Here is a 9,684-nt window from a genome sequence, read left to right on the forward strand (position 1 = left end):
TTGAACTGCGCGGTCGGATCCTCCGGCTCCCAGCCTTCCCGATTACGATTCAGGTTCAAGCCGCCGTCATCCCGACTACCCGGGAACTCCGGCACGTTGGACTTCGGCGAATTGAACTGCGCGGTCGGATCCTCCGGCTCCCAGCCTTCCCGATTACGATTCAGGTTCAAGCCGCCGTCATCCCGACTACCCGGGAACTCCGGCACATTGGACTTCGGCGAATTGAACTGCGCGGACGGATCCTCCGGCTCCCAGCCTTCCCGATTACGATTCAGGTTCAAGCCGCCGTCATCGCCGGGACTGCCACCACCGAATGGCGCGTTGAATCCCAAGCCCGGCGGCCGCCGGCCCGATCCAGGGTTCGTACCGCCACTGCCCGGGACCCCGCCGAACGGTGTCAGCGGCAGTCCGCCGGATCCCCGACCGTTCGGGTCCGAAACGAAGGGATCGAAGCCGCCCCCACCAGGCTGGTTGAAGTTCACCCCGTTCGGATCAGACCCGCCACCAGGCGCATTCAACCCGACCCCAGGACCACCAGACCCACCACCAGGCTGATCGAAATTCAACCCACCATTCGCATCAGACCCGCCACCAGGCGCGTTGAAGTTCACCCCGTTCGGATCAGACCCGCCACCAGGGAAATTCACCCCACCATTCGCGCCAGACCCGCCACCAGGCGCATTCAACCCAACCCCAGGACCACCAGACCCACCACCAGGCTGATCGAAATTCAACCCACCATTCGCATCAGACCCGCCACCAGGCGCGTTGAAGTTCACCCCGTTCGGATCAGACCCGCCACCAGGGAAATTCACCCCACCATTCGCGCCAGACCCGCCACCAGGCGCATTCAACCCAACCCCAGGACCACCAGACCCACCACCAGGCTGATCGAAATTCAACCCACCATTCGCGCCAGACCCGCCGCCAGGGAAATTCACCCCACCATTCGCGCCAGACCCGCCACCAGGGAAATTCACCCCACCATTCGCGCCAGATCCGCCGCCGCCTTTACCGTCGGGATTGAATTTCAGCTCGGGACCGTCACCGCCACCCTTGCCGTCGGGATTGAATTTCAGATCAGGACCGTCACCGCCACCCTTGCCGTCGGGATCGAATTTCAGATCAGGACCATCACCGCCACCCTTACCGCCGGGACCGCCGCCCGCAGTGCCGATTGTCGGTGGCGTCTTGTCAAACAAGTCCTTAAACGGCGGGTTGGCGATGACAAAGACCTCTTCCAACCGCGCGGCCGCTTTCCGGGCAGCTTCGTTCAGCGGCTGCAACTGGGCACGCACGGACTCACTGACAGCCTTGTTGATCCAGGACCATCCCAGCTCGGATCGCAAGTCGGCTTTGAGGCTCGTAATACCTTCCGGCAACGGCGGAGGGCGCCAAGTGGTACCTGGTGCAGGACCCTGCCCTACTCCGTCCGGAGTATGCAGGGACAAACCTTTACCTGCCGAAGCGGTCCTGGAATCATACGACGACAGCACATAGTTGATGTACTCTAAACCCTCAGACTTATCTTTAAAATAGGGCAGGAGGTAATTGTCGTCACCGGAGACGAGGCCGGATCCCGTAACATACGCCCAAACGTTCTTGACCACCAAGGTGAGGGCGTTCTCGATCGCGTTGACCAGTCCGCCACTCACACTGTCCCACGCCGTCCCCATCTCGCTGCCGAACAGGAGCAGTCCGGACGTCACGTCGACGAGGCCTTCTGCCGGTGACGGGTTCCGGTGAGTAATCTGCTTGTACAGGTCATCCAACAGGAAGTTGATCTGACGGACATGACCTTGGATGGCATAAGCCGCGCGGCCTTTGAACTCCGCGTCCGGGCTGTCGAGTCTGCTGATCCATCCCGCAGTCTTCTCGCGCGCTCCGTCCAGCCAGTTCACGTAATGTCTGATCATCCCCACGCCGTCAGCGGCTTGCACCCAGTCGATAGTGCCGACCCGAGCAGCCGTGACCTGTGGCATGTAGCTGTCGATCTCTCCGACGGCCGTGCGCCAGTCCGCCAGCAAAGCGTCGTTGTAAACCACCCTGAACCACGGTTTGCCGGGGGTCCAGCTTTCGGTTGTATAGGAGGTGGCAACACGCCCCCCGTCCCCGGTGTCGAACTGAAGCCAGCCCTTCGTCCCACTGCCCGCATCCAGGATCTTGTTCAGGTCCTTGCCCACGCCGGCAATCGTGAACAGAATCTCCTCGTAGGTCGCACGGGAGAGGTTAGTCCGGCCACTGGTGACGTCCGGGTCGACGACGTTGCTGTCGTCGCCACCTGACCCGCCCTCGCCGTCCGACTCGTCTTTCGATTCGTCGTTGCCGCCGCCCGACCCGTCATTCGACTCGTCGTTGCCGCCGCCCGACCCGTCATTCGACTCGTCGTTGCTGCTGTTCGACCCGTCATTCGACTCGTCGTTGCTGCTGTTCGAACCGTCGTTCTCGTCGTCCGCCACGACTACGCCCCTCCAGAACCTTGGCCGCCACTCATCTTCCCGCCACCAGAATTAAGGTCCGGGAATTCGGTGACAAAGTCATTCAGACTGTAGTTCGCCAGATCGTCGGTGTTTTCAAATACTTCGATAGCCCACCGCATCGCGTTGACAACTGTGCTCAGCCGCTGCCGAAGCGCCTCATTGACAGTCTCCACTGAGCCACCGAATCCCTTCGCCCGAGCATTCAAATCTTGGGCAGGTTCCCACTGTGTACCCCTCGGCTGAGCCGTGAAATTACCATTCAGCTCGCCATACTTGGAAATCGTGGCGTAGTCGATCAGACCGTTCTCAACATCGTGTAACGCCCCCAGCAACTTGAGCCAGTCGTCCTTGTTGAACCGGAGGTTGCCTTTGCCATCGGCGGACTTGACGGCTGGCAACGGCTTCGGCTTTCCGTCCTTGCCATCGCCGCCCTTACCGTCCTTGCCATCGCCCTCCTTGCCATCGCCGCCCTTACCGTCGCCGCCCTTGCCATCGCCGCCCTTACCGTCCTTGCCATCGCCCTCCTTGCCATCGCCCTCCTTACCGTCGCCACCCTTACCGCCCTTACCATCGCCCTCCTTGCCATCGCCGCCCTTACCGTCGCCGCCCTTGCCATCGCCCTCCTTGCCATCGCCACCCTTACCGTCCTTGCCGTCGCCGCCCTTGCCATCGCCCTCCTTGCCATCGCCACCCTTACCGTCCTTGCCGTCGCCGCCCTTGCCATCGCCGCCCTTACCGTCGCCGCCCTTACCGTCCTTGCCATCGCCCTCCTTGGCGACCGGTTTCACCGACGTCACCGGCTCCAGCGGCACAGCCCCCTGACCACCAGACGAACCACCGGAACCGCCACCGCTGCCTTTGCCGTCACCCACCTTGGCCATCGGCGCTTGCACACGCACGCCTCGGGCAAGCGGCCCATCCCCCTGCCCACCAGACGAACCACCGGAACGACCACCATCACCTTCCTGGCCCCCAGCACCGCCCTTGCCGTCACTCTCCTTGGCGACCGGCTTATAAAGCGTCCTCGGCTTCAGCGGCACACCCCCCTGATCACCAGGCGAACCGCCAGAACCACCTCCATGACCCCCACCACCGCTGCCTTTGCCGTCACCCACCTTGGCCATCGGCGCTTGCACACGCACGCCTTGGCCAAGCGGCACACCCCCCTGGCCACCAGCCGAACCACCGGAACCGCCGGAACCGCCACCCTCGCCTTTGCCATCACCTTCCTGGCCTCCACCGCCGCCTTTGCCATCACCCACCTTGGCGACCGGCTTCACCGACGTCACCGGCTCCGACGGCACACCCCCCTGATCACCAGGCGAACCGCCAGAACCACCTCCATGACCCCCACCACCGCTGCCTTTGCCGTCACCCACCTTGGCCATCGGCGCTTGCACAGCCACGCCTCGGCCAAGCTGCCCATCCCCCTGACCACCAGACGAACCGGAACCGCCACCATCGCCCTTGCCGTCACCTTCCCGGCCCCCAGAACCGCCCCTGCCGTGACTCCCCTGACCACCAGAAGAACCACCGGAACCGCCGCCATCCCCAGTCCTTTCATCGCGCGGCGTGTGAGGCTTGACGCCCTGTCGGCCTTCGCCGGGGAGCGAACCGTAGGTCGGGAGGCCGTGGAATCCTGGCGGCGGCCCGTCCGAGTTCGGATCCTGGATCACCAGGGGATGCTGAGTGCCTTCGGTGCGACTCGTTCCGTCCGGCGCGCATTTCGGTCCGTCGAACTCGATCTTGCCGTCTTTGCCGAGAGCGACTTTGCCGTCGTCGAGCAAGGGCGCCTTGTCCCGCGGACCAACCCAGCGCAGGTCGCCGTTGGGCATCACGATCAGTCCGGCGGTTCCGTCGTCTGGATTGCCCGATCCTGGCTTGCCGGACGCGAAAACCTTGGTCGGGTCGCCCTCGTCGTGCCCGTTGTAGAGGGTGTGGACGTCGCCGTCTTTTCCGATACGGGCCTCGTACGGGCCGTTGTCCAGCAGCGGCGCATCCTTCGGGTCGCCAACCCACTTGAGTTTCCAGGTGCCGTCGCCGTTGACCCAGGCCAGGCCCGACTCCTCAGATGAACCAGACGTGCCGTCCCCCGGCTGGACCGAGTGGACCGGCTTCACCATCGTCGTCGGCTCTGCCGATGGAAGCGCGTCCCCCTGGCCACCAGACCGGTCGTGGAAATCCGATCGCTCGTCACCGACAAACGGCTCCCGCTCGCGATAACCGGCCGGCTCTGCCGATGGGAGCGCATCCCCCTGGCCACCAGACCGATCACCGAACTCCGACCTCTCGCCGGTAAACGGCTCCTGCCGGTGATGACCAGCCTGATCCCCCGCAGACCGATCACCGAACTCCGACCTCTCACCAGCAAACGGCTCCCGCTCGCGATAATCGGCCCGAAAGACCTCTGGAGGGGGGTCGACGACGATTTCGCCTTTGTCCCCGAGGCTCACGTGGCCGTCTGGCGTCAGCGGAACGTCGTCTCTCGGTCCGACCCACCGCAACTCACCGTTGGGCATGGCCATGAACCCGGATTCATCGGGGTGGCCGCCAATGTGCAGATCCCGGTCGTCAGCAGAGGATGGCTCGTAGTACGTCGCGTTGGAAGCATCGTCGCGGTCCGCAGGGTTGTAGGACTGCTCAAGCTCGCCGGATACATTGAGATGCACTTCGTATGGGCCGTTGTCGAGAAACGGCGCATCCTTCGGGTCACCGAGCCACTTGAGTTTTTCTTCTCCGCCCTCCTTGACCCAAGTCAAGCCTTCGTCGAGCGGTGTCCGGTGCGGGGTGTCATCCGGCCGGGGCCCCGGCTCCTGCACGTCGGGACCGTGCTGCGCGACATGGTTCGCCGGCGTCCCGTCCACACTCCTTCGAAAGAACACGGGAGTCATCGCCGGCCCGGGCATCGCCTGACTCGCGTCGGGAAGGTTCTGCCCGACATGGTGCGTCGGCGTCCCGTCCACATGCACATGCCCTGGCTGGGACACGGGAGTCTGCGGGTGCGAATTCGAATTCGGCGTGAAATGCGGGTCCGGGGTGTCATCCGGCAATTCCGCCCGGGTCGTCTCGTCCGGATCCGGCTGCTGCGGCGCGTTGGGACCGTGCTGCCCGGGAGCCGGCACCATCGCCCTGTTCGGCCCCAGACCATCCAGCCGCGGTTCCGGCTGCGGCTCGCCGGTCGGCCGGTTCGGGCGATGGTTGTTGCCACGCCCCGAAAACTTGCCGCCCGCGGGGTCGTCAGTCATGGCGGAGGGTCCTTTCTGCACGCGAGTCACTGGAGGGGCGTGGAATTGATGAGGAGGATGGCCGCGGGCCCACCGAAGCGGGCCCGCGGCCGAGGGGAAACGGGACTACATGGACATGATTCTGGCGCCCATGTTGTCGCCGTCCTTGAAAATCTCGTGCACCTTGAACGACTTGGTCACATTGTCGTTGAAGGCTTCCGACATCTTGGCGTACAGCCTGTTCCACTCAGCCTGGAGCGGACCCCACAACACCTCGGCCTGACCCTGCATACCTTCCGGAATCTTTTTCAGGCCCTGGTTGAGTTCCTCGATGATGACCCCGGCCGCGACGTGGCACTGCCGGAGTTGCTCGTTGAGGTCCATGTAGCCGTCATGGTTGATGTCAAAACGCGACATGGCTATTCCCTTTCTTGAATATGATCAGCTGCCGGCGGTGGTGGTGGCATCGTCGCTGGCCTGCGTGTTGGTAACACGGGTTGCGATGACCTTCGCGTTGAGGCGGTCCAGCTCTGTCACCAACTTCTCGAAGGCCTGGTTCCACTCGGAGAACTTGGTGGTCAGCAGACCACCGGAGCCCGAGTCGTTGACCAGTTTGATCTGGTCGGTCAACTGCCAGACCTTCTGCTTGACCGACGTCATGTTGGTGACCGCTTGGCTGGAGGCATTGATGCCCACCTGCAGTACGCCGGGGTCGAAGAAGAATTTAGGCGCCACGGGAATCTCTCCTATCCTTGTTGAGCACCATTGATTTTTTCGAGCACTGGCCCGGTTGGCAGCAGTGCCAGCAGATCGGCCGGAACCAGCCGAGCCGTCTCGACAGGGAGGCCAAGAGCGCTGGCCGCATCGGCGTCGGCCACCGGGAACTTGGCTCCCGCTTCGGTGATGAGGTAAATACCCGCACCAGGAACATCCGGCGCCGGGCGAGTGCGCGCCAGGAAACCGGCGCCAGGGATGACCTCCACCCGGTCGGCCACGCGGCCGTCGCGCACCACCCCCGCCGTCTGATTGCTTTGCGCATCGCCCTGCGGCGGCGGCGCCGTCACCAACCGCGCCTGCGACTGCTCCCACCGCACGCACGGCACACGGCCCGCCAGATCCGGTCGGTCCGGCGGCTGCGACGGCAGCGCGGACTGCCACACCGGCGCGGGCAGCACGTTCTGCGTCGCCAGCTCCGAGGGCGTGATGCGCACGGCCTCTCGCGCGGGCGATGCCGGGTCGGCGCTGAGCAACGCGGACACGGTCGAGGTCACCGGGACCAGGCCGTTGCCCGCGGCCACGAAGTAGTTGTTCCCCACCGCCTCGGGCACGACGATCAGCTGCCCGACCACGGTTGGCGTCCCGCTGAAGTTGGGCCCCGCCTTGTTCGCGTCCCGTTCGACCGGCGGCGAGCCGATGTCCGGCCCAGACGGCAACGTGTTCAGCCACGACGAATCCACTGCGAGAGCCTGAGCCGGGTCGAGCCCGAGCGCGCGCGGCACCCATTCAGCCGCGATCCGCAGCCGCGTGCCCTGCCACGCCAGGTACATGTCCCCGCCCGCGGTGACCAACAGCGCCTGGTCGTCGCGCATGTCGGAGACAGCTGGTCCTTCGCCGACCGTCACCGACAGCTTGGTGCCTTCGTCGGCCCCCGCACACACGGTCCACGGACTGTCGGACGACCCGGTGGGGATCGCGTCCGGTGCACCGAGGATCCCGATCGGCGCACCGCGCGGCACGTCCGCGAGGTCGGCCGTCTTGACCGTGGCGACCTTGGGATTGCTGCCGATGAGCAGCCGCGCGGACGCCTGGTTCAACACCGGCCGCAGCCGGCCGTTGACCATCATGAACCGGTTTCCGGTGTCCTCGGCGACAATCAGCGTTCCCGGCTCTCGCCACCCGTCGTTGCCGCCACCGATGTTGGTGAACAGGTTGACCACCGCGACGATCGCGGTCACCAAGATCCCGATGACGATGCCAACGGCGAGCCCGACTCCGGTGCGCCGCAGCGGGCGCTCCGGCCCGTCCGGGTCAGTACGCAAGATCGCCGAGGACAGCCTGCCCGCGACAAAGGAATAGGCGTCCACTTGGTCTCGCCTGCTGTACATCACTCACCTCCCAATCCCGGCACGATCGTGGATATGAAAATGGTTCACAGCAGGGAAGCAACCCAGCCGTAAACTCCGATCACGGAGAGCAGAATGGGCAGCACGGCCAGCGCGCAGATCCACTGGAGAATGTCGCCCCACCGGCCCCAGCGCGGAATCAAGCGCTTACCGGGCAACGTGTGCGCGGCGGCCACGGCGAGACCGGACAGCGACAGCAGCCCGAGCAGCACGCCCATCCGGCCGACCACCGGCATGCTCGCGCTCCAGCCGAGCATCAGCACTGTCAGCCCCATCCCGGCAGGCACCAGGGCGGATACTCGATGCCAGATTCCGACGACCTCACGGGCCTGCAGCAACAGCAGCACGCTGATCAGCGCCGTCAGCAGGATCGTGTCCCACTGCACGACCGACCCCAGTGCGATCAGTCCCCCGGTGCACAGCCCGCCGAGCACACCGAGGATCGAGGTCAGGTGAGTGTCGGTCAACGACGCGCGGTCGAGGACGCCCTCGCCCGGCAGCGGGTCGAGGCCGTCCTGGAACTCGTCCTGCGTGGTGGGTACCGGCTCCACCGACAGTCCGCCCAGCCATGCCGATATGTTCGGGGCTGCCCTGGTCAGCGCGACCGCGAGGATCGTGACGATCGCGGCCGTGGACGCGCCGTCCAGGCCGACGAGCACGGTCAGCACGCCGCCCAACGCGGTGAGCACACCACCAGCGGCCACCGCCTGGAACGCAGGCTTGGCCGTCTTCAGCGACACCCGGGCCAGCACAGCAGAGACAGCGATGGCCACCCCGGCGGACAGAACCCCCGGCCCGTCGATCCACGCCGGCGGCGCATCAGCACCGGGGAAGGCCAGCCCAGCCACGGCCGCCGCGAAGACTCCGACTCCAGCCAGGGTCACCGCCTGCCCGCCACTGTCGCGGACGTACAGCGACATGCCGGCGGCTCCAGCCAGAAGCAGCAGGCTGACCGTGGCCGCACCGATGGCGATCCCCGTCCCCGTCGCCGCGAAGGTGCAGACGAAGACGGCCAGCAGCGCGCACATCGCAGCGGTAGTCATGCTGGTGTAGTAGGTGAACGCCGGGCGCCAAGTGTCGCCGCGACCAGACAGTCCAGTGTGGACACCATCGACCAGGTCGTCGAAGTCGGCTACCGGCAGCTGGTCGTCGCGCGGTCGCAGATAGAGCATGTCGCCGTCGTACAGTCCGGCCTCGGCGGTGCCCTTGTCCTCGTCGAGCGGCTCCTCGCCGAGCCTTTGCAGCACCCATCCGCCGTGCTCCATGCCCGAGGTGGCCAGCGTGGGATCGAGGTGGCCGAGCACCGTCGGCATGAGGTCGGCTATTGCCACGTGCGCAGGAACGGCCAGTTCCACGCGCGAGGACGGGCCGATGATGATCAGCCGGCACATCTCGCTGGACCCACCGGAACCCGGGGCTGTGGTCGCCGTGCTCGTCGCCTCCATGACAACCACACGTTTCGCCGAACGTGCCTGGTTCAGAAGAACCACGATGACCGCGCGCGACCGGGCAAGCGATGAAACCGCCCCGCGCCACGCGGCCGCCGAACAGTGCGGAGTCCGCGCTCACAATCTCTACGATTACTGCTGCTCAAGGCTGTCGTCGTACGTCACGCGAACCCTCGCCGACCAACACCACGCCGCGAAACCGGCCGAGGAAGCCCTGCACGAACGGGCAACCGGCCGCCGCCCAGATTCTCGCGGCCGTGCTTCCAACTAGCACAGGAGCGGGAGCGGTCCGTGACCGCTCCCGCTCCTGCCACTGCTCAGACCTTCTCGTCGAGCGCCTTGGTGGTGTCCACGCGCTTGCGGACGGCGAACCAGCCGATCACCAGCGCCACGACCAGCACCGGCACGC

6 protein-coding genes and 1 pseudogene are annotated in these 9,684 nt (G+C 65.4%); 1 reads left to right on the forward strand and 6 read right to left on the reverse strand.

The features are described 5' to 3' along the window. The 6 genes and pseudogenes from AB0H93_RS43915 to eccD form a co-directional block, all read right to left on the reverse strand. A pseudogene (locus tag AB0H93_RS43915) lies at positions 1-2,459 on the reverse strand (hypothetical protein); the annotation flags it as partial. 2 nt (positions 2,460-2,461) lie between these two features. Further along, positions 2,462-5,725: a hypothetical protein gene (locus AB0H93_RS43920; protein ID WP_358582830.1), complete on the reverse strand. Its 3,264-nt coding sequence runs from the start codon at positions 5,723-5,725 to the stop codon at positions 2,462-2,464. A gap of 105 nt (positions 5,726-5,830) precedes the next feature. After that, the gene (locus tag AB0H93_RS43925; protein ID WP_358582832.1) at positions 5,831-6,121 is read right to left on the reverse strand and encodes a hypothetical protein; all 291 of its coding nucleotides are present in this window, start codon (positions 6,119-6,121) and stop codon (positions 5,831-5,833) included. Between the two features lie 24 nt (positions 6,122-6,145). Next, positions 6,146-6,439, reverse strand: coding sequence for a hypothetical protein (locus AB0H93_RS43930; RefSeq protein WP_358582835.1), 294 nt, complete (start codon positions 6,437-6,439; stop codon positions 6,146-6,148). An 11-nt stretch (positions 6,440-6,450) separates the two neighbouring features. After that, entirely contained in the window at positions 6,451-7,809 is a 1,359-nt protein-coding gene (eccB, locus tag AB0H93_RS43935) for a type VII secretion protein EccB (RefSeq protein WP_358582837.1), read from the reverse strand. Between the two features lie 44 nt (positions 7,810-7,853). After that, entirely contained in the window at positions 7,854-9,158 is a 1,305-nt protein-coding gene (gene eccD, locus AB0H93_RS43940) for a type VII secretion integral membrane protein EccD (protein WP_358582840.1), read from the reverse strand. Positions 9,159-9,198: 40 nt separating this feature from the next. Here eccD and AB0H93_RS43945 point away from each other — a divergent pair, with 40 nt between their 5' ends. Further along, entirely contained in the window at positions 9,199-9,546 is a 348-nt protein-coding gene (locus tag AB0H93_RS43945) for a hypothetical protein (protein WP_358582843.1), read from the forward strand. The last annotated feature ends 138 nt before the right edge of the window (positions 9,547-9,684 follow it).

Source organism: Saccharopolyspora sp. NPDC050642 (assembly GCF_040654735.1).
In the GTDB taxonomy this organism is placed as follows: Bacteria; Actinomycetota; Actinomycetes; order Mycobacteriales; family Pseudonocardiaceae; genus Saccharopolyspora; species Saccharopolyspora elongata.

Excerpts from the sequence above, each read along its gene's own strand:
- AB0H93_RS43920 (WP_358582830.1), bottom strand. The coding sequence starts at position 5,725 with ATGACTGACGACCCCGCGGGCGGCAAGTTTTCGGGGCGTGGCAACAAC.
- AB0H93_RS43925 (WP_358582832.1), bottom strand. The coding sequence starts at position 6,121 with ATGTCGCGTTTTGACATCAACCATGACGGCTACATGGACCTCAACGAG.
- eccB (WP_358582837.1), bottom strand. The coding sequence starts at position 7,809 with ATGTACAGCAGGCGAGACCAAGTGGACGCCTATTCCTTTGTCGCGGGC.
- AB0H93_RS43945 (WP_358582843.1), top strand. The coding sequence starts at position 9,199 with ATGATGATCAGCCGGCACATCTCGCTGGACCCACCGGAACCCGGGGCT.